Annotated in this window: 13 protein-coding genes; 7 read left to right on the top strand and 6 right to left on the bottom strand. The window is 61.3% G+C overall.

What is annotated here, in order from left to right; genetic code table 11:
• The first annotated feature begins 287 nt into the window (after positions 1 to 287).
• Complete coding sequence (locus IGW03_RS32205; protein ID WP_194726547.1) at positions 288 to 515, top strand: hypothetical protein; 228 nt, start codon at positions 288 to 290, stop codon at positions 513 to 515.
• 360 nt (positions 516 to 875) lie between these two features.
• Here IGW03_RS32205 and IGW03_RS32200 read toward each other — a convergent pair whose 3' ends face one another.
• Positions 876 to 1,613 (bottom strand): aldolase, encoded by a 738-nt coding sequence (locus IGW03_RS32200; RefSeq protein WP_194726546.1) that lies wholly within the window; start codon positions 1,611 to 1,613, stop codon positions 876 to 878.
• 277 nt (positions 1,614 to 1,890) lie between these two features.
• Between IGW03_RS32200 and IGW03_RS32195 the strand changes: the two genes are divergently transcribed.
• The gene (locus tag IGW03_RS32195; protein ID WP_194726545.1) at positions 1,891 to 3,294 is read left to right on the top strand and encodes an MATE family efflux transporter; all 1,404 of its coding nucleotides are present in this window, start codon (positions 1,891 to 1,893) and stop codon (positions 3,292 to 3,294) included.
• Here the strand turns inward: IGW03_RS32195 and IGW03_RS32190 are convergent.
• Positions 3,278 to 4,216 (bottom strand): carbonic anhydrase, encoded by a 939-nt coding sequence (locus IGW03_RS32190; RefSeq protein ID WP_194726544.1) that lies wholly within the window; start codon positions 4,214 to 4,216, stop codon positions 3,278 to 3,280. The two genes, IGW03_RS32195 and IGW03_RS32190, sit on opposite strands and share 17 nt — an antisense overlap.
• Positions 4,217 to 4,488: 272 nt before the next feature.
• Positions 4,489 to 5,688: a hypothetical protein gene (locus IGW03_RS32185; RefSeq protein WP_194726543.1), complete on the bottom strand. Its 1,200-nt coding sequence runs from the start codon at positions 5,686 to 5,688 to the stop codon at positions 4,489 to 4,491.
• 422 nt (positions 5,689 to 6,110) lie between these two features.
• Here IGW03_RS32185 and IGW03_RS32180 point away from each other — a divergent pair, with 422 nt between their 5' ends.
• Positions 6,111 to 9,296, top strand: coding sequence for an AfsR/SARP family transcriptional regulator (locus tag IGW03_RS32180; protein ID WP_194726542.1), 3,186 nt, complete (start codon positions 6,111 to 6,113; stop codon positions 9,294 to 9,296).
• Positions 9,297 to 9,491: 195 nt separating this feature from the next.
• Here the strand turns inward: IGW03_RS32180 and IGW03_RS32175 are convergent, their stop codons facing one another.
• The gene (locus IGW03_RS32175) at positions 9,492 to 12,095 is read right to left on the bottom strand and encodes an ATP-binding protein (RefSeq protein WP_194726541.1); all 2,604 of its coding nucleotides are present in this window, start codon (positions 12,093 to 12,095) and stop codon (positions 9,492 to 9,494) included.
• A gap of 29 nt (positions 12,096 to 12,124) precedes the next feature.
• Positions 12,125 to 15,391, bottom strand: coding sequence for an EAL domain-containing protein (locus tag IGW03_RS32170; RefSeq protein WP_228536228.1), 3,267 nt, complete (start codon positions 15,389 to 15,391; stop codon positions 12,125 to 12,127).
• Between the two features lie 270 nt (positions 15,392 to 15,661).
• On the opposite strand from IGW03_RS32170, the gene IGW03_RS32165 reads away from it, so the two are divergent.
• From IGW03_RS32165 to IGW03_RS32150, 4 genes are all read left to right on the top strand, one after another.
• The gene (locus tag IGW03_RS32165; protein ID WP_194726540.1) at positions 15,662 to 18,370 is read left to right on the top strand and encodes an ATP-binding protein; all 2,709 of its coding nucleotides are present in this window, start codon (positions 15,662 to 15,664) and stop codon (positions 18,368 to 18,370) included.
• A gap of 112 nt (positions 18,371 to 18,482) precedes the next feature.
• Entirely contained in the window at positions 18,483 to 19,547 is a 1,065-nt protein-coding gene (locus tag IGW03_RS32160) for an NAD(P)-dependent alcohol dehydrogenase (protein ID WP_194726539.1), read from the top strand.
• A 125-nt stretch (positions 19,548 to 19,672) separates the two neighbouring features.
• The gene (locus IGW03_RS32155; RefSeq protein WP_194726538.1) at positions 19,673 to 20,275 is read left to right on the top strand and encodes a hypothetical protein; all 603 of its coding nucleotides are present in this window, start codon (positions 19,673 to 19,675) and stop codon (positions 20,273 to 20,275) included.
• A 53-nt stretch (positions 20,276 to 20,328) separates the two neighbouring features.
• Complete coding sequence (locus IGW03_RS32150; RefSeq protein ID WP_194726537.1) at positions 20,329 to 21,048, top strand: DUF2076 domain-containing protein; 720 nt, start codon at positions 20,329 to 20,331, stop codon at positions 21,046 to 21,048.
• Here IGW03_RS32150 and IGW03_RS32145 read toward each other — a convergent pair whose 3' ends face one another.
• Positions 21,049 to 22,569, bottom strand: a complete 1,521-nt coding sequence (locus IGW03_RS32145; protein ID WP_194726536.1) for a sensor domain-containing diguanylate cyclase — start codon at positions 22,567 to 22,569, stop codon at positions 21,049 to 21,051.
• Positions 22,570 to 23,698 lie beyond the last annotated feature (1,129 nt).

The following is a 23,698-nucleotide window of genomic DNA, read 5'->3' as shown; positions in this document are numbered from 1 at the left end:
CGCGCAGCCGGCCATGCATCCGGCGTTTGTACAAATTACATGCTCGATGCCGGCGGCACGGCGCAAACAGCAAGAACTGCTTACTTTCCGTGGCATGGGCTAATAAAAAAGCGCCATATCCGTTGCTCTCCAAGCATCAATTCCACAGATTCGCGCCCGGCACGCGCTTTGCTAATACTGCTGCACCAACGATGGTTTTGCTTGACGGCCGTCGGCAGACTATCCAGTCGCAGCGACGGTCACGATCAATACTTAAGACTCAGTGCATGCAGATAAGGAGAACTGATATGGCATACGACAAAGTTGCAGTGGCAGCGGTAAAGGCAGTGAGCAACCTCTTGCAAAAGATGCCCGACGAAACAACACGGGCAGATGCTCTCGGCGTCATGATGATGACCAACTATAACCTGCTGCGCGATGTCCACGGCGACGAATTTGTCCGCGCATGGCTGCAGACGGCACTCCAGGACCTGGAACAGAATCCGCCGATCTTCGCCAACGCGAACATGCATTGAGCATGGCGTGGCGCCTGTTCTGTTTCTGTCCGCCTCAGCGGTCAGGAACAGAACATTTCGAATAACTCAGCCAATGGTTCACATGGTGCTTAAGCGGGCTTCGGTTGACCTTCAGAAAACGCCGAAGAATGAGAGCAACAGCAATGTCAGGACGATGGATACCAGAATGGATCCGAGACACCCGAGCCGGCTCGAAAAAAAGAAAAACATAAGGCACCTTTCGTTTCTGTTTTCCTTTTGACGATCGCAGTGCGCGGGAATTCATTCTTGCCATCGCGTTCTTCCGCCAGGATATGGAAGTACGACGTCAAAAAAATCCAAAGCGCCCGTCTCGCTCTCATTGATGCTCCTTCCGTCCAATCACGGCAATTGACGGCGCAACGCTTCGAAGAAGAGTTCGGATTGCAGGCGTTCGGACTGTACCTGGCCAGCGACTTTGGCAGCGAGCGCCTCGTCCACCGGACGGAGTTCCAGGCCAGTCGACAAGGCAATCACCTGCGCCGCACAGGCGCGCTCCAGGTAATAAAGATCATCATAGGCATGGTCCACGCGTTCGCCGCACACCACCACGCCATGATTGGCAAGGAAGGCGACATCGGCGCCATTCATCGCATTGGCGATTCGTTCTCCTTCCGCGCTGTCGAGCGCCAGCCCGTTATAGCTTGCGTCGACGGCCACGCGCCCGTGAAACCGCATCGCGTTCTGCGACAGCGTCGTGTCCAGCGTGCGCGCCGACGTCAGCGTCAGCGCCGTTGCATAAGGCATGTGGGTATGCAGCACGCATTGCTTGCGGGCGATGCGGTGAATGGCCGCATGAATGAACATGGCCGTCGGCTCCACTTCATGGCGGCCGGCAATCTTGTTTCCCTCCGTATCGACGATCACGATGTCATCCGCACTAACCTCCGACCAGAGCAGGCCGCGCGGATTCAGCAGGAAATGCTCCTCGTCGGGAAGAGCGACGCTGAAATGATTGCAGACACCTTCCGCCAATCCATGATGGGCAGCGGCGCGCAGCGCCAGCGCGAGGTCTTCCCTGAGTCGTCTTACGACGGGCGCCTCAAACAAGTTATTCAGGATTGGTGCGGAAATATTCATGGCGATTTCGCTGATCTGAAAATTAAGGAAGGGCGAAGCCACCTTAGCATGAATCCGAACGACCCGTTTCCGGGCGGGTTCCGCTGCTGCAGAAGCCGATGCGTCGGACCTCATGCAGATTCGATCAAAAGAAGAGACAATGCATCAACGCGCCATATCGCCTATATCAGGTGAACGATGTCTCAGGGGCGCATCGGCCTTATCTTAGGCATAGCATTACATCCCATAACAACAACACCAAACAACAATCCAGGTGCGCCAAGCACCGGAACGATTCATGTCCAGCATTACACCTCTTCAAGCCCTCAAGCCATCGCAAAGCGAATGGCGGTCCGAACTGAAATCCACCTTGTCGCTCGGCTGGCCGCTCATCCTGACCAATCTTGCGCAGACCATCCTGACGGCAACCGACCTTGCACTGATCGGACGCCTCGGCGCCGACAGCCTGGCGGCGGCAGCCCTGGCAGCCAGCTTTTACCATGCCGTGATGATCTTCTGCCTCGGCGTCGTGTCTGCCGTGATGCCGCTGATAGCCAGCACGCTCGGTGCACGTCCGCATGCAGTCAGGGAGGTCAGGATAACGATCCGGCACGGATTCTGGATTGCCGGCCTGATCAGCATTCCCGTATGGCTGCTGCTCTGGAATGCCGACAGCGTGCTGATCCTGCTGGGGCAGCAGCCGGAAGTGGCAAGGCGCTCGCTGGAGTTCATGCATGCCCTGCAGTGGGCGCTGCTGCCCTTCCTCGGGTATATCGTGCTGCGCTCCTATCTCAATGCCATGCAGAGTCCGATATGGACGCTCGCCGTAGGCTGTGCCGCGATCGCCTTCAACGCCCTGGCCGCCTGGTGCCTGATCTTCGGCAATCTCGGCTTTCCCGCGCTCGGGCTGACCGGCGCCGGCCTGGCCAGTTTCTGTTCCAGCCTGCTGATGTTCGGCGGCCTGGCCCTGGTTGTCAGCCGCCATCGCCGCTTCCGCCGCTACCATCTGTTCGGAAATCTGTTCGACATCGACATGCGCAGGCTGCGCCAGGTATGGCAGCTCGGCCTTCCCGTCGGTGCGACCATGGCCTTCGAAACCACCATCTTCTACGCAGCCGTGGTGATGATGGGACTGATCGGTCAAACGGCGCTGGCAGCGCATGCGATCGCGATGCAGATCGCTTCCATCGGCTTCATGGTGCCGCTCGGCTTCGGCCAGGTGGCAACGATCCGCGTAGGCCGCGCATACGGCGCGCGGGATGCGGCGGGCATCGCGCGCGCAGGCTGGAGCGCCTATGCACTTGGCGTGGGTTTCATGGTGATCACGGCGAGCCTGATGCTATTCGCGCCGACGCTGCTGATCGGACTGTTCATCGATATCCGCGACCCGCAGAACGCGGATGTCGTGCAGCTGGGCGCCGGCTTTCTTGCACTGGCCGCGCTGTTCCAGCTTGCCGACGGCGCGCAGGTGGTAGGCGCAGGCATGCTGCGCGGCATCCATGACACGCGCGTGCCCATGCTGCTGGCCGCGCTCGGCTACTGGGGAATAGGCTTGCCGCTCGGCGCCGCGCTTGCCTTCGCCCTGGACATGGGCGGCGCAGGCGTCTGGCTAGGGCTGGCGGCGGGGCTGGGAACGGTCGCTGTGCTGATGACGCGCCGCTGGATGCGGCGCGGCCAGCATTACGCTATTGGGATTCCTTGATAAGCCGGCCCGCCGTCGCCTGCACGGGACGTGCGTTCATCGGATACAAGCGGGCAAAGATGGCAATCTGCTGCGGCGACAGCGTGATCGGCTGCTTCATGACGATCCACAGCACGCCTTCGCTGCAGGGCGGCGTGGTCAGCGAACCCATGTAGGTGTAATACTCGCGCCGCTGCGGCAGCAGCTGGCTCACATCCATCGTGATCGTCGGCACGAGCGGCTCATTCGCTTCCAGCGGCAGATTGTTCCACACGGTCTGGACCACGGGATTCGGATCGCCGCTTTCGATGAGCACTGCCACGATCGCAAGGCGGCCCTCCGCGTCCTTGTGATGAAGATGGGCCACCATCGGAAAACCGCGGCCGCCGACGGTTTCTTCCGCAGGATGATGGAAATGAAACTGCATCAGCTCGTAGGTGCGCCCGGTCAGCGAAATGCGATTGCCGGCGCCGAAATTGACCTGTACGGTATGCCCGTTGTTGACCACATTGAATGCCGCTGGCTTGTAATCGAAGTTGACCGTTTCCAGTTCGACCTGAATGCCTTCACGGATATCGATCGGCGACTGCCTGTTGCCGGAATGGCATTTCGCCCAGGCGGGATTGATCTTGCCCCAGCGCTGGGGGCCGGTCTCGCCTTCGTAACTCCAATGCTCGACCGGCACCGCCGGCCGCGCTTCGCCATCAACATTCGAGGAGGACTTCGGACGCCCGCCTCCGCGCTCGCGGCGAATTTCCTCCTGCCGCGTTTTCATGATGGCTGCGACTTCGCGTTCGGTCTGCTCATGCTTGGCGCGTATTGCAGCCAATTCGGCCGCGCGCGCCACGTTGACGGCAGCATTGTCGGCGCCTGCGAGCGCTGCGGCCGGAAAACAGATCCCCACACTCAACGCGGCGAGAGAAAAAAATCTGTTGCAAGGCATGTCCTGTCCCTATTGTTTGCGAGCAACTGCATTGTAGCCTCGTCTTCGGCTTGCAGAACAGAAAGTGCGTGGCGAAACAACATTGAACGGGATGGAGTCGGGCGCAGGAAAGGTGAAAAGCAGCAGATGCCTGCGAGAGACGGTGCTTGACAAAATGGTAAGCCGCACCTCGCCGAGATGTTGCAATGGCGAGGTGCGGCGTGCTGCCTGCCGGATCAGACAGGGTGCAGGAGCGCAGATCCGGCATCTCCCTGAACGAGGCCTGCAAGCTTTCAGGTGCCCGGATTGCCGGCCGTCGTGCTGCCGGGCGACAGGCAGGGCCAGATGTCGTTGGCAATCCGCCAGGTCCGCTCCGGCATGGCGATAACCTCAGTCGCCGGCTGCCCCGCCGGTGCGTCGAAGGCGCTGATTCTTACCCGCAGGTCGCCATTGGGAAATTTCCTCGGATCGAACTGCAGGCGTGCGACACGCTCGTCGACCGCCACCGTGAAGCTGCCGTATTTGGGCGCAAAGCCTTCGGGCGGCAGAAGCTCGACATTCTTGATGCGGCTGCCCACAACTTCGAGCGTGACCATGCTGCACACGTAGCTGCCGTTTTCCGGCGCGCTGGTCACCTGCGCCTTGAACGGCAGCGGCGGCTCTACACCGCCCGGCGGCAGGCATGGAAAGGAATTGTTGGCGATGCGCCAGGTGCGCTCCGGCATGACGACGATTTCATTCGCCGGCTGTCCGGCCGGCGCATCGAAGGCGCTGATCCTGAACCTGTAATCGCCGTTCGGGAACGTTCTCGCGTCGAACTGCAGGCGTGCGATCTTGCCGTCGTCGGAAACGGTAAAGGTACCGTATTTCGGGGCATAGCCTTCAGCCGGCAACAGCTCGACATTCCTGAGGCGCGTACCGCGGACCTCCAGGGTCAGCATGTGGCAGACATAGCTGTCCGCCGCAGGCGCGGAAATCAGCTCGGCCGTGAACGCGGTCGAGCTGCCCGGCGATGCGCAGGGCCAGGTATCGTTGGCAATCTTCCATGTCCGTGCCGGCATCACGACGATCTCTTCGGCAGGCTGGCCGGCTGCGGCATTGAATGCGCTGATGCGCACCTGCAGATCGCCGTTCGGAAAGTTCCTGGGATCGAACACCACGTGCGCGGAAGTGCCGTCTTCAGACACCGTGAAGGTCGCATGTTTCGGGGTATAGCTTCCCGGCGGCAAAAGCTCTACATTGCGAATGCCGCTGCCCCGCACTTCCAGCGTGGTCGGCGCGCAGATATAGGAACCATCGGCCGGCGCGCTGACAAGCGTCGTATCGAAACCGGAAACGGCACTGACTTCCGTACCGGCCAGCAAGGTCGCTCCGCTCATCGAAGCACTTGCCGGAGAATCTCCTCCACCGCCGCCGCAGCCTGCCAACAGCAGCGCCGCAGCACTCAATACCACTCCCAATAATCCCGAGGGAGCCAAGGCACGACATTTCATTTCTACTTCCTTTCTCATCATTTTGATCGGCAATCGGTCTTAACAATTGATCGCTCCCTGTGTTTTATTAGCTTCGTGTGCAGCTAAGTTATTAAGCCGGGGTCCGGAAAAGTCTGATATTTCGCAATGCCGTCGGATAAGCAACACTGCCTGTGCAGCATCCGTAAGCGATCCGTAAGTGCGCCGGCTGCATCCGTAAACAAATGCCGGCCGATGAGAATTTTTGTCTGATTCATACACACATCGATAATGAGCAAACTGCGGCTCACATGCGCTCTATATAATCTTCCGCTTGGTCTGCCCCATTTACCGTCGAGAGCGCCATGCGCGCATGAAGCGAGCTGAAAGTGTCAGTTCCTGTTGCCAATCGGAATGTAGGATCGACTGCCCCCGCCCTGCCTCCAAGCCTGCACCCGGGTGGCATGGAGCCGTCCGCCCGGTCGACCTACGCAAAGTTCTCGCGGCCCAGGGTCCACCATGCCTGCCGGCGGCCGCGCCTCTTTAATCGCCTGCACCAGGCGTGCCGCGACAATGCTGTGGTCTGGATCAGTTCGCCGCCCGGCGCGGGCAAGACCACCCTGGCGGCCAGCTATGTCGATGTTCATCAATTGCCGCATCTCTGGTACCAGATCGATCATCAGGATTCCGACCCGGCCACGCTGTTTCACTATCTCGGGCATGCGGCCCAAGCCGCCTTCGCCCTCGAGCCGCTGCCTGTCGATCCTGCCGAGGCGGAGACCGCCAGTCACGCGCGCCGCTTTTTCCGCAGGTTCTACAGCACGCTTCCCCCGGGATCGGTCATCGTGTTCGACAACCTGCATGAATTCGATTGGGACCACGCCGGCCATCTGCTGGAAATCGCCTTCAGTGAAATTCCCTTTGGACTGACCGTGCTGGCTCTCAGCAGGCACATGCTGCCGGCCCGGCTTTCGCGGATGGCGGCGAACGGACTGCTGAAGGTGATCGATTGGGACGAACTGCGTTTCGATGGCGAAGAGGTGCAAGCCCTGCTCGGACACAAGGCTGCGCTTGATCCCGCCTGCCATGCGATGCTCGACAAGGCGGAAGGCTGGGCTGCCGGCATCGTCATGCTGCGCGAAGCGATTTCCCGGGCGGCAGCGGACCGCCACCCGGATGACTTGCTTGCTGCCGGCCGCAAGGCCATCTTTCATTACTTCGCCGGGGAGGTCATGGACCGCCTGAGCGCGCGGGCGCAGGACCTGCTGCTGAAACTCGCCTGCCTGCCTCCGGAAGACGCGCATGATGCGCGGCATGAACCGGACCAGGGCGCAGCCATTGATCTGATTCACCGCATGTGCGACAGCCGCTGGTTCATTGCCAGGACAGGCACGCAACCGGCGCTTTATGAATTTCATCCGTATTTCCTGGAATTCCTCCAGCACCGCGCGCGCCAGCAGCTCGGCCTCGAAGCCTATGCAAGACTGCTGCGGCAGGCTGCTCACCGGCTGGAAGCCAAGGGGGAGTTGAACGCGGCGCTTGGCCTGCTGCACGAGGCAGGCGATCACACCGCGATGGCCAACCTGCTTCTCCGCAATGCGGCACGCATGTGCACGGGCTCTCAGGCCGAAGCATGGCGGGAGTGGACCCGGCAGCTGCCGCCGGCCACGATGGACGCCGTACCATGGCTATGCCACTGGCACGGCATTTCGCTCATCCAGAGCCATCCCGCGCAGGCGCGGCAGTCGCTGCGCCGTGCCGAACAAGCGTTCATGGCAAGCGGCGACACCGCTTCGGCCTTGCAGTCGATGGCAGCCATCGTCGACTGCCAGTATTGCGAATGGAACGACTTTTCCCCCTTGCGCAGACTGACGCAGACCATGCTGGACCGCCTGCACTCGCTGGAGCCGCTTGACATGTCCGTCGAGAAAGAGCTGCTGATACGTTCGCGCATCCTGCTCGGCCTGTTCCTGACCGACCTTGAATCTCGGGATTTCGAGCACACCCTGCACGACGTGCTCGACCTCCTGCCCGGCTGCACCAACGGCAACGAGCAGCTGGCTGCGGGAACCATTGCCTTGCATTGCCTCAACTGGTGCGATATCGCCGCGGCAAGGAATCTGATCGTGATGCTGGACCACCTGACCGACAGCGATGCGGTCGCCTCGGTGAACAAAATTTCCTGGGCGCGTGCAGCGATCCACCGCCACCAGCTCGACGGCGACCGCGAGGCTGCCGAGCGGATGATCGAAAGGATGCACAGACTGGTATCCGAAGACAGCGTCCAGCATCTGCGCTTTCACGTGCAGTTCCGCGTCGGCTTGCAGCAGCTGGCCGGACGTGATCTTGCCGCAGCGCAGGCGACGCTGGATCAGTTACGGGCGCTGATGAATCCCCAGCGCAAGCTGGAAGTGGCCTATTTCAAGCTGCTGGAAGCGTTGAACCTGCTCCACTGCGGCGATGAGGGCAAGGCGCGCCGGACCGCCGAGGAAGCGCATGCCGCCGGCGACATGCTGCCGTCGATACGCTACCAGCTCAAGCTGCTGGTGGCGTTTTGCGCAAGCCATGCGGCGGACTGGGACGGCGCATCGCGCTGGGCTGCCGATGCGCTCAGCCATGCGTACGGCCGCGACAAGAAAATCGCGAACGATGCCTGCCTGATGCTGTCGGCATACCGCCACTTGGCGCACGATGAAACGATGGAGGCATCAGCCTGCCTGCAGACGCTGCTCGCCTCGCAGATGCGTGAAGGATTGTCGCTGGATCTGTATATCGCCACCTTTCCGCGCATCTCCAGCCCGCTGATGTCGCTCGCAATGCGCGAACGCATCGAACCCGATTTCGTGCGCAAACTGATTCTGCTTCACCGCCTGCCTCCCGCCGATCGAAGCAATGCGGAATGGCCCTGGCCGGTGAAGGTAAAAGCACTCGGCCGGCTTGAACTCAAGGTGCAGGGAGAGGCGAGGAACTCTACCGGCAAGGCCCAGCAGCGGCCGATGGCCCTGCTCAAGGCACTGCTCGTCGCCGGTCCGGACGGAGCCCCGCAAACCTTGCTTGCGCGGCGATTGTGGCCGGAAGCCGCCGATCCGAAGGCGGCACTGCATGTGACAGTGCACCGCCTGCGCAAGCTGCTCGGCCATGACGGTGCCGTGCTGGTGCGCAGAGGCAGCGTGCTGCTGGCCGCCGACAGCGTCTGGACTGATGTCGATGCGCTCGGCACGCTGTGCGGGCACATCGAGAAACTGTCTCCCACGGCCCTTGCAGACGTCATCAGGCAGCGCTCGCACGACCTGCTCGACCTGTACCGCGGTGCATTCTGCGACGGCGATGATGAAAGCTGGATGATGCCGACGCGCGATGCCCTGCGCACGCGATTCCTCAGTGCCGTCACCCAGCTGGGCATGCGCCTGGAAAAGCTTGGCGAGTGGGCACTGGCCCGGCAGCTGTATGCCAGCGCGCTCAAGGCGGAGCCGCTCGGCGAAGCCAGCTATCGCGGACTGATGCGCTGCGCCTGCGCACAGAACGATCCTTCCGCTGCCTACAGCGTCTACCGGCAATGCAGGCAGACGCTGTCCGTCGTGCTGGGCAGGATGCCTTCGTTCGAAACGGAGCGGCTGTCCTTCGACCTCGGTATCAGGAACCGGGAGTAATACCAATCCCGAGTCATGACATGCCGAATGAGTTTGATGGATGTTTTAGCCTGGCAGGGCCAAGGTTGCAGATCAGGAGTCATCAGGAGTCCATAGCGGGGCTATGGATGACGACCGCAACGCTGGCAGGCAGGAAAAGACGCGATCTCATGGCTTGGCTTGGCTTGAGATTGGTATAAGACAAGGAAAGAACCCTCAGGCTGCGGCGCTCTTGCCTTGAGCGGCTGCAATATCGGCCAGCAGCGCGGAAAGCTGGCGCATGTCCATCGGCTTGACGAAGTGATGATCAAAGCCGGCCTGGCGCGCCGCGTCCCGGTCCTGCGGCTGTCCGTAGCCGGTCAGGGCGACGAGCAGCGTCCCGTCATTCAGAGGCATGCGGCGCAGGCGGCGCGCCATTTCGTACCCGTCCATTCCCGGCAGGCCGATGTCGATGAAACAGACTTCCGGCATCGCCTGCCGCGCGTACTCGAGTCCGGTCTCCGGCCGGTCGCAGATGTACACGTCATGGCCCATGTTCTCGATGAACATGCCGAGCATGGCGGCGGCATCCACATTGTCATCGACGACAAGCACGCGCAGACGCTTGGCGGCTGCAGCTGCGGCGGTGGCACCGGCCGTACGATGCGCTCCACCATCGACCTCAACGCGCGGCAGGAGAACAGTGAACCGGCTGCCCCAACCCAATCCCTCGCTTTCCGCGCCGATGCTGCCGCCATGCAGATCCACCAGGCTCTTTACCAATGCCAGACCGATGCCGAGTCCGCCCTGGGCGCGGTCTGAACTGCGCTCGGCCTGCGCGAACAGCTCGAATGCGCGCTCTCTCAGTTCCGGCGACATGCCGATGCCGTTGTCCTGTACCCAGACCGCGACCTCGGCGCCTGCGGTCTCCATGCCAAGGATGATATGGCCGCCTTCCGGCGTGTATTTCGCCGCATTGTTAAGCAAGTTGGTCAGCACCTGGACCAGACGCTTGTTGTCGCCCAGCACATGGACCGGAGCATCCGGAACTTGCAGTTCAAGGTGATGCCTGCGCGATTCGATCAGGGGTCCGACCTGCTCGACCGCATCGGCAATGATGTCTGCCAGGTTCAGCGTCGTCCGGTCGAGCGAGATCAGGCCGCGAGTCACGCGCGACACATCGAGCAGGTCGTCGACCAGGCCGGTGATGTGCTCGACCTGGCGGGAGATCACCTCGCTGGTACGCTTGACTCGCTCTGCATCCGTCCGCGCAAGGCGCAGCAGTTCGGCGGCGGAGGCGATCGGCGCCAGCGGATTGCGCAGTTCGTGCGCCAGCATGGCAAGAAACTCGTCCTTGCGCCGGTCCGACTGGCGCAAGGCTTCCTCGACCCGCCTGCGTTCGGTGATGTCCAGTACCACCGCCATGACGAGATCGGGCTGCCCGCGCATGGTGGCATGGATCAGGCTGGCTGACACGCTGCACCACAGCCCCGTGCCGTCGGGCCGGACATAGCGCTTCTCCAGTTCGAACGGCTCGCCGGTAGCGACCAGGCGGTCGAAAAGCAGCAGGTTGCGCGAGACGTCTTCCGGATGGGTGAATTCCCTCGGATGGCGGCCCAGGATGGACTCGCGGCTTCGGCCCAAGAGCTCGCAGAACCGGCCGTTGGCCTTGACCAGCTTGCCGGCGGTATCCGTCTCCACGATGCCGACGGCAGACTGTTCGAACAGCGAGGAAAGATGGGATTCGCTCACGCGCAGCTCTTCCATCGACCGCACGCGCTCGATATGCGCCCAGCAGCGCTCGACGACATCTTCCATCAATGCGACTTCGTCGCGGCTCCATTGCCGCGGCAGCTCGTCATGCACCGCCATCATCGCCACCAGCCGGCCCTCCTTCACCAAAGGACAGCAGATGATGGCCTTGATGCCGATGGCATTGAACATGTCGGCGCCCTCTTCCGGCGCCAGCTCGGCGTCGACATCATGCACGACCAGCGTGCGGCCTTGCCGCATGTCGCCGGCGGCACGTGGACCGAACAGATTCAGGGAATAGGTGCCCGCCGTCGAGACGGCTCCGGGCTTCGTCCAGTCGTTGCGGATGGTGAAGGCGTCGTTATCCGGTTCCAGGTCGGCATAGGCACAGCGCGTCACTCGCATCTGCTCGCCGATCATGCGCGTCGTGACTTCCATGACGGTTTTTGGATCGCCGGCGCTGCGGGTCGCCTCGCCGACCGCGTCCAGCAGGCGCAGGCGCTCTTCAATGCGGTGGCGCCGGCCGAGATCATCGGCCAGGAGCCGCACATTGACAACCACCGGTGCCGCCAGCGCGGCCAGCTCCGCCGCAAATTCCAGGTCGGCCGGAGAATGGCGCCGGCCCGACCGGCCCATGAAGAGCGTGAGCGAACCCACCAGTTCATTTCCGAACCGCATCGGCACCGACAGCATGGAGCGGAAGGCCAGCCCACTCATCAGAGCGAGATGTTCCTCATTGACTGCCACGCTGCGGTACCAGGCATCGTCGATACCGGCATGCAGCGCGGGTTCGCCGCTCGATAATGCGCACAGGTTCATGTCGGTGCGGGTCTGGCGCACCCACTGCGTCGGTCGCAGAACAGCTTCGGTCTCCGGATCGAGATGCGCACGGACGGTGCGCCGTACGCCGTTGTCGAGCACGACATCGAAGAAACCGAAATCGCCGAGGGCGGGAAGACATGACTGGATGACGTTGCCGAGGGTCTGTTCGAAGTCCAGCGATGAGGACAGCATTCTGGCAGCACGCCGGAAGATGGCCAATTGCTGTTTTGCAATATCATTATCGGCAAAGTCATCGAGTACGTTCATGCAAGAATTTTACCCGAGCAGTCGTCGGCTCATGATGCGGCGGGGATTTCCTCCTCACTAGCGGCCGCGGAGGCTCGCCACTGTTTCAGCCATGCGCCGATATCTTCCGCAGGCTTGGGACGGCAATAGTAGAACCCCTGCAGTTCGTCGCATTCCGCCGCCTGGAGAAGTTGGACATCGGATTCCTTTTCCACGCCTTCGGCCACCACTTTCAAGCCCAGGGTGTGGCCGAGGCCGATGATGGCTCTGGTCACCGTCAGGCTGTGCGGAGCATGATGCATGCTCCTGATGAAGGAGCGATCGATCTTCAGCTTGTCGATCGGGAAGCGGTACAGGTAATTGAGGCTGGAGTAGCCGGTGCCGAAATCGTCGACCGAAAGGGAAAAGCCGAGCGCCTTGATCGCTTCCAGTGTCTCGATGGTCGCTTGCACGTTTTCCATCAGGATGGACTCGGTCAGCTCCAGTTCGATATGGCGGGCATTGACCGGATAGGTGGCCAGCGCCGCCCGCAGGACTGGCAGCAGGTTGCCGTCCCTCAGCTGTACTGCCGAGAGATTGACCGATACCGGTATTTCGCCCATGCCCTGCTCGCGCCAGGCGAGATGCTGGCGGCAGGCCTGCTGGATGACCCAGGCGCCAATGGGCACGATCAGCCCGCTTTCCTCGGCAATGGGAATGAACTGCGCCGGCTGCATCATGCCTTCTCCGGAATGCTTCCAGCGCAGCAGGCATTCAACGCCAGCCACGCCGCCGCTTCTGGCGTCGATCCTGGGCTGGTAGTGCAGGATGAGTTCGTCGCGCTCCACCGCATGGCGCAGTTCGCTTTCCAGGTGCAGGTGCTGCACGATCCTGTCATTGAGCGCCTGCGTGAAGAATTGCGCATTGTTGCGGCCCTGGTTTTTCGCTTCGTACATCGCCGAATCGGCATTGCGCATGAGTTCCGCGATATCGCCGCCGTCGTCGGGATAGACCGAGACGCCGACGCTGCAGGAAATGTAGAGTTCCGCGCCTTCGATCCGATGCGGCGCGGTGATCATCGGAATCAGCCTGCGCTCGATGATCCTGCCGATTTCCTCTGCATTTCCGACTTCATTCAGGATGATCACGAATTCATCGCCGCCGAGACGGCTGACCGTATCGCCCTCCCTCACCACCTTGATCAGCCTGTCGGCAACCGAGCGCAGCAACCCGTCGCCAACATGGTGGCCGAGCGAGTCGTTGATATTCTTGAAGCGGTCGAGATCGATGAACAGGATGCCCAGCTTGCCGTTGTTTCGCCTGGCCTGCTGTATCGAGAGCGTGAGCCGTTCCTCGAACAGGAGCCGGTTGGGCAACGAGGTCAGCGCATCATGATGCGCAAGGAAGTGGATATGCTGTTCGCTCTCCTTCCGGTCGCTGATGTCGAGGGAGATGGCAATGAAATGCGTGATCTCGCCGTTGCCGTCCCTGACCGCATTGACGACCAGCCAGGCGGGGTAGGTCCGTTCCTTCTTGCCGGTGATCCATACCTCGCCCTGCCAGGAACCGGTAACGACGGCCGTCTGATAGATGTCGTTGGACAGCTTCCTGTCGTTGCGTTCGGCGAGAAGGAAGCCCGGGCGCTTGCCGAGCAGGTCGGGCAAACCATACGACGTGCTGCGGCAGAAGGCGGCATTCGCGGAAATCACGACGCCGTCGGCATTCATCACGAGAATGCCTTCCGATGAGGCCGAAAACACTTTCGCCCACAACTCGAGCCGCGACTCGAGCGACTTGATCTGGCCGATCGGGGTAAAGGTGCTCAGCACCGCGGGCAGCCCCTGGTACTCCACCCGGCGGGCCGACACCAGCGCCCAGCTCGCATGGCCGCCGCCCAGCCAGCGCACCTCGAATTCATCGACCCTGCCCACATCGCTGAGCGCCTGGAAGAAGCGGATGCGCGCTTCGGGCTCCATGCCGGATTTCCATGGATCCGTGTCGCGCCCGTTCAGCCAGCTCTGGGCCGCGTGATTGGCATGCAATACCTGGTGATGAGGAATGGCGGTCACCAGCAGCGGAATGGGTACGCTGTCCACCAGTTCGCGCTGAGCCTCGGAGGCGCGCGCCCGGGCCACCAGTTCCTGCTGCTCGATGCGCTGGCGATTGAGCTGTTCGAGCATGCTGTTGAAGCCGCCGACCAGACGGCCGATCTCGTCCTCGCTGTGCCATACCGCGCGCAGCGTGTAGTCGCCGGACCGGCGCACGTTTTCCGCCACATGGGCGACACGGCCCAGCGGCAAGGCGATCTGGCGGGCCACGTAATACACCACCGAGAGAATGACCAGCAACAGCAGTCCGGCGGTGCCCAGGTGCGTCCACATGCGGCGGAACTCGTGCTTGATGCGCGTCGTGAGCAGGCGGTGCAGCTCTGCCTGCGCGTCGGCCCATGCCGATTGCAGATTCGATATGGCGGTACCGTAGGCATGCGCCGGGTCGTCACGCGTCCGGTTTCCAGGCCCGGCGTCGATGATGCTGCGGCTGATCGACCGGTAAAGATTGAGCGAAACGGCGAGCGCCGCTTGCGATTCATTGAGATTCTGCCTGAGGTCCGGCGTGCTGGCGGCGAACGCCTCGCTGTAATCGGTATCGACTCCCTTGACGATGGCATCGAGCCGGCCCGAAAGAATCAGCAGTTCGGTGAGCCAGCGCTGCCGCTCCCGGCTGGACTCGGCGGGTTCGCGCTGGATCAGCCGATGCATGGCGTTGAGGACTTCCAGCAGTTCGGGAAACCGCAGCACCACCAGCGACATCGTGTAATAGCTGTCGAGATCGGGGTCGAGAATCAGGTTGGACTGGTTGCCGATGCGTGTGAGCAAAGCACGTCCCGCCGCCAGCATCGCAGGCGCCTCTGCGTTTGCGGATTGCCTGCCCGATGCCTTCGCGGATGCGGCATTGCGCACTGCGTGCACCATTGCACCGGCAAGCTCGGCAGTGTCCATGTCGAGGCCGAATTCCCGTTCGGCGCGTTCCAGCTTTTCCGGCACCCCATCCAGCGGATTGCTGCCAGGCGCCACCGCCGCAAGCGGCGTTGGCGCAGCGACGAGAGGATTAAGGAACAGCGCCTGCCGTACCACTCCGATATACTGATTCCCGGCAACTTCTTTTTCGGCGAAGTTGATTGCAATGAATTTTTCGCGGATCAGGATGCCTGATACGAAAATGACGGCTGTCAAATCGAGAAAGTAGATCAAGGCGAGCTTGCGGCTCACCGTAAGCCGGCCGATCAGGCGGGATAGATAGTGCCGCATAGCGCCTCGGAAACCGAAAATGATTGCCATGACGCAATATGCATACCAGCCATCTATGGCATGGTTGCGGCTTTTTCCGGCTGATGAGGAGCGCTACGCATGCGGCTTGGATTTTAGCTGTCTCAATGCACATGAATGGTGCACACCTGCACCAAAGCTGTTGCATTATTTCAGGGCAGCATGTGTCTGCTTGAAGCGCGGGAGCAAATTGCTGTCGGCAGTGTCAGAAAACCAATAGTCAGCTGCCGCCGGTGCGGCAGGCGAAGAATGTGAACAGGAAAGATAAGCTGCATCATGCAAATGTCTCCCCCGCTAGACCTGAGCGTCTGTGACAAGGAATCCATCCACGATCCCGAACTGATCCAGCCTTTCGGCGCGCTGCTCGCCATGGAGATGCCTGACCTGCGTGTCACGCGGGCCAGTGGAAATCTTGAACACCTGCTCGGCATTGCGGCAAGCGACGCCATCGGCCGCTCGCTTCGCGACCTCATTGGCGAGGAACCTTTCGGGCAGCTTGTCGAAGCATTGCACAACGGCGAGCTGCATTCGATTTCGCCCATGCTTGTCAGGCCGTCCGAAAGCGACCGCACCTGCCACATGTACTACAACAGCACCGGAACGATGCTGATTGCGGAATTCGAAGCCGAGCAGGAGGACACTTCGAGCCAGACCCGGCATCCGGGCCTGATCGGAGAATTGCCGTTCCCCGCCATTCACGGTTGCAGCAGCCATGTCGAACTGGCCCAGCTGCTGGCCAGGGAGATGCGCCGCGTCACCGGATTCGACCGCGTGATCGTCTACCGCTTCGACGAAGACTGGCACGGCGTCGTCATTGCCGAGGAGCGCAATGAACGTTATACCCATTCTTTCCTCGGCCACCACTTTCCGGCAAGCGACATACCGGTACCGGCGCGCAAGCTGTTCTCGCTGAACCGCCTGCGGATGATTCCCGACGTCGCCTATGCGCCGGTTCCGGTACTGCCCCATGTGCAGACCGGCGGCAGTACCCGGCTCGACATGACCTACTGCATGCTGCGCAACGTCGCCCCGGTCCATCTGGAATATCTGGGGAACATGGATGTCCGCGCATCGCTGACCGTTTCGATCATGTGCGGCGACCGGCTCTGGGGCATGGTGACTTGCCATAACAAGACGCCTGCACTAGTTTCCCTTCAGGCGAGGCAGCATTGCAAGGTGCTGGGCGAAGTAGCGTCCTATGCGGTCGCCAGCATTGCGCGCAGCGAACAAATGGAAAAAGGCGAGATGCGCCGACGCGAGCTCAAGCGCGTGCAGGACATTTTTGCCGACAGCACCGACTTTCCCGAAGCCATACATACCGCAGCTTCATCCATGTTGCATGCGGTCGATGCCGACTCCCTCGTCATTCGTCTGAACGGCCAGGTATTCGAGCTGGGCGCTACCGTGCCGCCGGCCGCTTATGAACTGGTACGCGAATCGCTCGAAAAGGAATTGCGCGGCGGCCTTGCCTACAGCCGCAATATGTCGGTTCTGAACGCCGGCCTGGCGTCGGCTGCCCGCTCCGCAAGCGGTGCCGTTTACTGCCGGCTCAGCGAGCACGGCGATTACCTGCTTGCGCTGCGCAGCGAGGTCGTCGAGGCCCGCAACTGGGCCGGCAACCCCTACAAGCCCATCGATCTTCCGGCCAGCGGACGGCTGCATCCCCGCCAATCCTTCGAACTCTGGCAGGAATCCGTGCGCGGCTATTCGAAGCGCTGGGAAAGCGTCGATCTCGATGCCGCAAAGGAATTGCGCCGCCTGCTGCTCGAGCGCAGCGAGCAGATCGCGCGCAAGGCCTTCGAAGGCGCATGGCTGCAGGAACGCGATCGCAGCAGCGACATCCTGGAAGCGATGGGCGAAGGCTTCCTGCTGCTCGACCGGGACTTCACCATCCTGCGCATCAATGCGGAAGGCCTGCGCCTGACCGGAAAAAACGCTGAAGAAGTCACAGGTCGGAAAATCTGGGACGTATGGCCGGACGCCTACGACTCTCTGTCTGGCCAGTCTTACCGACGCGCAATGCAGGAGAGAATATCCATGTCCCTCGAGAAGGATATCGGCGTCGGTCCGCAAGGCCCGCTCTGGGTGCATATCCGCATTTATCCCTCGAGCGACGGACTGGCACTGTTCTTCAGCGACATCAGCAAGCGCAAGAACATGGAAGCCGCGCTGCGCAGCATGAACGATACGCTGGAAGAGCGGGTTGCAGAGCGCACCGAAGAGCTCAAGCGTACTCACGAGCAGCTGCTCCAGAGCCAGAAAATGGAAGCGCTGGGGCAGCTCACCGGCGGGATTGCCCATGACTTCAACAACCTGCTGTCGAGCATTGTCAGCAGCCACGACATGCTGCGCCTGCGTCTGGAACAAGGCAATGTAAGGGAACTGGAGCGCTATGTCGGCACTGCTTCCCGCGCCACGGAACGCGCCGCGAATCTCACCCAGCGGCTTCTGTCATTCGCGCGCAAGCAGGATCTGAAAGCGACGCCGCTCGATGTCAGCAAACTGGTGGAAAGCGTCAGGGAACTGATCGAACAGGCAGTGGGCTCTTCGGTCCGCGTGGAGATGATCGCCGATGACGCGCTGTGGACGACGTTCTGCGATGCCCACCAGCTGGAAAATGCCTTGCTCAACCTGGCGATCAATGCACGCGATGCCATGTCACAGGGCGGCACGATTTCGGTGACCATGCGCAACATGACGGGAGCGGATGCGCACGGCACGACGGTAGCGAAGCTTGCGCCCGGCGATTATGTACGGATCAGCGTGTCCGATACCGGCACCGGCATGCCGCCGGACGTTGTCGAACGCGCGTTCGATCCCTTCTTCACGACCAAGCCGCCCGGCAAGGGAACCGGCCTGGGCCTGTCGATGATCTACGGTTTCGTTCAGCAGTCCGGCGGCGCCATCGGCATTGACACAGAGCCGGGCAAGGGAACGACGGTGCACCTCTACCTGCCCCGCTATCGCGGCGGCGAGGACATGCACTCCTGATCGGATTGCCGGGCGAAGGCGAAGCAGCCGTCAGCGGGAACGCTGCCGGCCGCAATGAGTCCATCCCGGATTCACTCTGCCGCAATGCGGCGCCAATTCGCCAGGAGGCAACATGCTCAAGTCCATGGGATACGGTGCGACCAGCGCCAGCGAACCGCTAAGCCTGCTCAATTTCGAACGCCGGGAGCCCGGGCCGAAAGACGTGCAGATCGACATCCTCTACTGCGGTGTCTGCCATTCCGACCTGCACACCGCCCGCAATGAATGGAACAACACCGTCTACCCGGTCGTGCCGGGTCATGAAATCATCGGCCGCGTCACCGCGGTCGGCAACGAAGTCACCCGCTTCAAGGTCGGCGACCTTGCCGGCGTGGGTTGCATGGTCGATTCCTGCCAGCACTGCGAAAGCTGTGCGGAGGGCTTGGAACAATACTGCGAGAACGGCTTCGTCGGCACCTACAACGGCGAGGAAATGCATTCGGGCGGCATGACTTATGGCGGGTACGCAAGCAATATCGTGGTTACGGAAAAATTCGTCCTGCGCATTTCCGACAAGCTCGATCCCGCAGCGGCGGCGCCCCTGCTGTGCGCCGGCATTACCACCTGGTCGCCGCTGCGCCACTGGAAGGTCGGCAAGGGGCAGAAGGTGGGAATCGTCGGCCTGGGCGGACTCGGGCATATGGGCATCAAGCTGGCGCATGCGCTCGGCGCCCATGTCGTGCTGTTCACCACCTCGCCCGACAAGCGGGAAGACGCGCGCCGGCTCGGCGCGGACGAGGTGGTGGTATCGAAGAATGCCGAAGAGATGGCCGCACATGCCAACTCCTTCGACTTCATTCTCAATACCGTTGCGGCCGCCCACGACCTGGATGCCTTTCTCGTCCTGCTCAAACGCGAAGGCACCATGACGCTGGTGGGCGCGCCGTCGCATCCGCATCCCTCGCCGCAGGTCTTCAACCTGATCATGAAACGCCGTCATCTGGCGGGCTCCCTCATCGGGGGCATCGCCGAGACTCAGGAAATGCTAGATTTCTGCGCCGAGCACGGCATCGTGTCGGATATCGAAACCATTCCGATCCAGCAGATCAACGAGGCCTACGAGCGCATGCTGAAGAGCGATGTGAAATACCGCTTCGTCATCGACATGGCCTCACTGCAGCAAGGCGCGCGTACCTGAAGCGCACATCGGGGCATTGGGGCATGGCGGCATGCTGAACACCAAGCCGGCCCGAAACCTATGCGCGGGATGGTAATCCAACCAGGTAAGCAGGCATCCCGCCTGCCCTTGCCGTCAAGAACGCCATGCCGAATACCATCGTCAAGTTTGTCCTGCCGCTGCTGGTACTGTCCGTCGCCGTTCCCGAATCGGAGGCGAAACGGATGGGCGGAGGCCGCTCCACCGGTCGCCAGGTACAAGGCGTCAAGAAGAGTGCACCTCCTGCTGCCCGCTCCGTTCAACCTCGCGGGCCGCAGCAGTCACCGCCTGCCGCAAACCGCCAGATCAGACCTGATGACCGCATCGCCGGCCCGCAAACCGTTCCGCAGACACCGCAGCGAGCACCTTCCCCGCCGCCTCCGACGCAAACCCTGCCGCGGCAGGCAGCCAGTCCATGGGGCGGCATGCTGGGCGGCGCCCTCCTTGGCCTGGGGCTCGGTTCGCTGATGTCGCGCGACGGCAATGCCGCGAACCAGCCCGAACGGCAGGCGGACGGTACAGGCGGCGGCGGCAGCGCGAGTGACAGCAGCGGCGCCTCTGGCGACTATGAGAATGCACCTGCCGCGGCGCAGGCAGCGCCGGAAGCCGAGCGGCAAACGGCAGGCGTCTTTCGGACCTTCCTGCCTGTCGGCCTGCTTGCGCTCATCATCTACTTCGCCGTCCGCAGGATGCGGCGCAGAAACCCCTGAGGGCTTGCGCCCGTTCGAACAGGACAGACAGACTTTCACCATCGAGGCACACCATGACACCCGAAGAAAGCCAGGCACTGCAGCAGCTCCTGTCGCAGCTTACGCAAATCCAGGGCATCAACAAGGATCCCGAGGCCGACCGCATGATTGCGCAAGCCGTTGCCCGGCAGCCCGATGCCGCCTATCTGCTGATCCAGCGCACCATGATTCTCGAGCAGGCGCTCAACGCCGCCAAGGAGCAGATCAGCCAGCTGCAGTCTCAGGCCAGCCAGAGCGCGCCGGCTTCACCCGGCCGCAGTTTTCTCGACGCGAACGCCTGGGGAAACCATGCGCCGGCATCTGCGCCGTCCCAGCGTCCGGTGGAAACCTCGGTGACCGGCCGCCCGCTCGGCAGCACCGGGCAAGGGCAAGGTCAGTGGAGCGGTCCCGCCATGGGGGCCATGCCGGGACGGGGATCAAGCTTTCTCGGCGGCGGAGGCAGCATGCTGGGCACCATGGCAGCGACTGCAGCCGGCGTCGCAGGAGGTGCCTTCCTCTTCCACGGCATCGGCAATCTGCTGGGCAATCACAACCATGGCGACGCTCAGTCCCAGGCGCTGGCGGAAAAGACGCCCGCAGCCGACAGCGCCAACGAGCTGAACAATGTCGGCTCGACGGACAACCAGTATCAATCGCTGGCGGACGAAGCCGGCGCTTCCTCACTGGATGAGTCGCTGAGCGACAGCAGCGGATTCGACGACAGCGGATTCGAGGGCGATTCCCATGAAGCCTGACTAAGGCCGCATCCCGGAGCCCTCAGGCTCCCACTGCGAACATACCCTGTTCCTGCCGGCCCTCTTTGCCTCGTACAGCTTCTTGTCCGCCCGTTCGAAGAGTTCGGCTGCCGTCTCGCCGACCGCATGAGCGGCAATACCGCCGCTGATGGTGACCTTGATCAGTCCATGGGAAGTCATGATGCCGGACTGCGCGACATGATCTCGAATGCGCCATCCCAGCTGGATCACTTCCCCCGGTTCGGCGAGGCGCACGAAAACCGCGATTTCTTCCCCGCCGTAACGGACTGCAAGATCCTCGGTACGCACGCAGCTGTTGATCAGTCGCGCAACGCCGCGCAGGACATCATCGCCGGCTGCATGCCCGTAAGTATCGTTGATCGACTTGAAGTGGTCGATGTCGAAAAGCAGAAGCGAGAACCCTCGCTCTTCATGCCTGGCATGTGCATTGATTGCGTCGTGCAGCCATTCCTGCATATACAGACGGGTATGGAGCCCGGTAAGCGGATCGCGTATGGCGGCTTCTACAAGTTTCGCCTGCAGCCTCCAGCGCTCGGCAAGGAAGCAGGCGGCCAGAAACAAGGCCGCCGCCGCCAGCGCGACCAGTCCGGTCTGCACAGCGACGGTAGGCCAGTAGTCTTCCGCATCGGCATGGAGGTAACCTCGGCCGCCGATCTCATGCATGTCGTAAGCCTTCTGAATAAAGGTTTTTCCCGGCAGCTCGGCGAACTCGACGAAGCGCATGCCGGGTGCAATCGTCCTGCCCGGGTTCATGGCTAGAGAAGGGAATTCCTGGTCGCCATATTGCAGGCTCCTGCGTAAGCCGGCCAGCCGGTCCGGCTCGGGCACGCCAATGCTTCGGAATGTCCATGCCCGTATACCGCTCATCAGCAGGATGCCGTTGGCATCGGCAAGCAAGGTGAGTCTTTCCCGCGCTTCCCAGTCTTTCCACAACAAGGCCTCGAAATCCTTGAACGGCTGAGAGATACGCACCGCCACGACGCCGCGTATCGCGTGATCGATGATGACGGGACGGGACAGGAAATAGCCGAGGGTCCGGCTGGTCGATCCGACGCCGACGAAACGGCCCATGCGCCCTGCGGCGGCATCCTGAAAATAGAGACGAAAGGCGACATTCCTGCCGATGATGGCGTCGAGCGACTTCCATCTGCTGTCGGCGATGACCTGGCCCTCCATGTCCATGATCCAGATCCTGTCGACGCCTATGCCGCCGGCTATTTCCGACAACGCCAGGTTGGCTTCGTGCCGACTTGCAGGCCCCGGCTCTTGCAATGCGGCGCGTACCGCAGCCGAACTCGCCAGGGTTTCGGGCAGGACTTCATATTTGCCCAGCCTGTCGAGGAAATACAGCTTCGCGACATCGTTGCGGCTATCCAGCGTCCGCTCGATATGCCGCAGCGCATTCTGCTTGATCCGATCATGAGCAAACACAACGATGCCGGCAAGCGCAGCGCCCAGCAGACCAAGCATGACAGTTCGGCGCCGGACGCCTGTCAGCATTCTTCTCATACAACGAACCACCCTATTCTTCATCGTTTGCGCAGCACCGGATGCAAGGCAATCTTTAACGCCGTGTCCTATGCTGCCATCCATATCGACAGCAGACGGTGCACGACGCCTGCATGCGGCGGCCGTTCGTCGCGGCCAATTCGGTATAAGTGTCTTGATCCGCCCATGAGTTCCATTGACGGCGTTACCCTTCTTTGCGTATTCACCTTGGCGCCCTCAGTATCTGTTCAAATGGCCGCACCGATCACTGGCGTCTTGAGCGCTTTCGCGCCATGGCCCATCATCGCTCGCAATCCTTGCAAAGCATCGCCTGAAAGGGACAAATCAAAAAAAAGCCCACCGCGGGGGTGGGCGAAAGGGGCTGGGACCCCTGGAGACAACCGGAAAAACTGTTTGCACCTGTATCGCAACTGATTACATGAGGAGCACTTGCTGCCTTCGCGGCTATCGCGACGACCGCGATCATGCCGTTACACCGCCTTGCGCTGGGCACGCCAACGCACCTTTCATATCGCCGAACGTTGCTGTTCAATGTCAGCCAACGGGCAAGCGGGACTATACGGATGAAAATAAGAATCTTCTAATCGTAATTTTTTATTCTTCTTATCATCGTTTCTTATAAAACCATCGTTCGATTTACGCCGGAATCAATATTCATGGTGCAATATTGAATTGTTTGCTGCATGGTTAAAGACTACGCTTGCTGCAAGTAACTAAGATAACTGTCAAAAACGCTGGTAAGCCATAGACGTATTTTGATCGAATTACGTTGGCGTTGACCTAAACGGACATGATTCTTCAGGACGTATCGACAATAAAATCCCGATTCAACAATGATCTGAACTGAATTCCGCTCGCTCGCGGCTTAATTCAGAAAAGGCAATCGCTACCAGATCAAAGCCGCTTCATTCACATGCCTGCATGACGTGCCGACCCATAGCATGGGGCACGGGATTTAATCATGCTGTTAATTCTCGCATTCATTAAGTGGTATTAAGGCTACGCTGCAAAAGTAAACGAGATTTGTTGCCAAGCGTTATAGGTGCTATTGATCTCTCCCCGTACGAATGAAGATGAAGCAGCAGACCCTGTCGATGGCCCAGGACCAAGGATTCGAGCA

The organism is Noviherbaspirillum malthae (genome assembly GCF_015352985.1).
In the GTDB taxonomy this organism is placed as follows: Bacteria; Pseudomonadota; Gammaproteobacteria; order Burkholderiales; family Burkholderiaceae_D; genus Noviherbaspirillum; species Noviherbaspirillum malthae.
This window is presented reverse-complemented; position numbering and strand designations above follow the sequence as displayed.

Excerpts from the sequence above, each read along its gene's own strand:
- IGW03_RS32205 (WP_194726547.1), top strand. The coding sequence starts at position 288 with ATGGCATACGACAAAGTTGCAGTGGCAGCGGTAAAGGCAGTGAGCAAC.
- IGW03_RS32200 (WP_194726546.1), bottom strand. The coding sequence starts at position 1,613 with ATGAATATTTCCGCACCAATCCTGAATAACTTGTTTGAGGCGCCCGTC.
- IGW03_RS32195 (WP_194726545.1), top strand. The coding sequence starts at position 1,891 with ATGTCCAGCATTACACCTCTTCAAGCCCTCAAGCCATCGCAAAGCGAA.
- IGW03_RS32190 (WP_194726544.1), bottom strand. The coding sequence starts at position 4,216 with ATGCCTTGCAACAGATTTTTTTCTCTCGCCGCGTTGAGTGTGGGGATC.
- IGW03_RS32185 (WP_194726543.1), bottom strand. The coding sequence starts at position 5,688 with ATGAAATGTCGTGCCTTGGCTCCCTCGGGATTATTGGGAGTGGTATTG.
- IGW03_RS32180 (WP_194726542.1), top strand. The coding sequence starts at position 6,111 with ATGGAGCCGTCCGCCCGGTCGACCTACGCAAAGTTCTCGCGGCCCAGG.
- IGW03_RS32175 (WP_194726541.1), bottom strand. The coding sequence starts at position 12,095 with ATGAACGTACTCGATGACTTTGCCGATAATGATATTGCAAAACAGCAA.
- IGW03_RS32170 (WP_228536228.1), bottom strand. The coding sequence starts at position 15,391 with ATGGCAATCATTTTCGGTTTCCGAGGCGCTATGCGGCACTATCTATCC.
- IGW03_RS32165 (WP_194726540.1), top strand. The coding sequence starts at position 15,662 with ATGTCTCCCCCGCTAGACCTGAGCGTCTGTGACAAGGAATCCATCCAC.
- IGW03_RS32160 (WP_194726539.1), top strand. The coding sequence starts at position 18,483 with ATGCTCAAGTCCATGGGATACGGTGCGACCAGCGCCAGCGAACCGCTA.
- IGW03_RS32155 (WP_194726538.1), top strand. The coding sequence starts at position 19,673 with ATGCCGAATACCATCGTCAAGTTTGTCCTGCCGCTGCTGGTACTGTCC.
- IGW03_RS32150 (WP_194726537.1), top strand. The coding sequence starts at position 20,329 with ATGACACCCGAAGAAAGCCAGGCACTGCAGCAGCTCCTGTCGCAGCTT.
- IGW03_RS32145 (WP_194726536.1), bottom strand. The coding sequence starts at position 22,569 with ATGCTGACAGGCGTCCGGCGCCGAACTGTCATGCTTGGTCTGCTGGGC.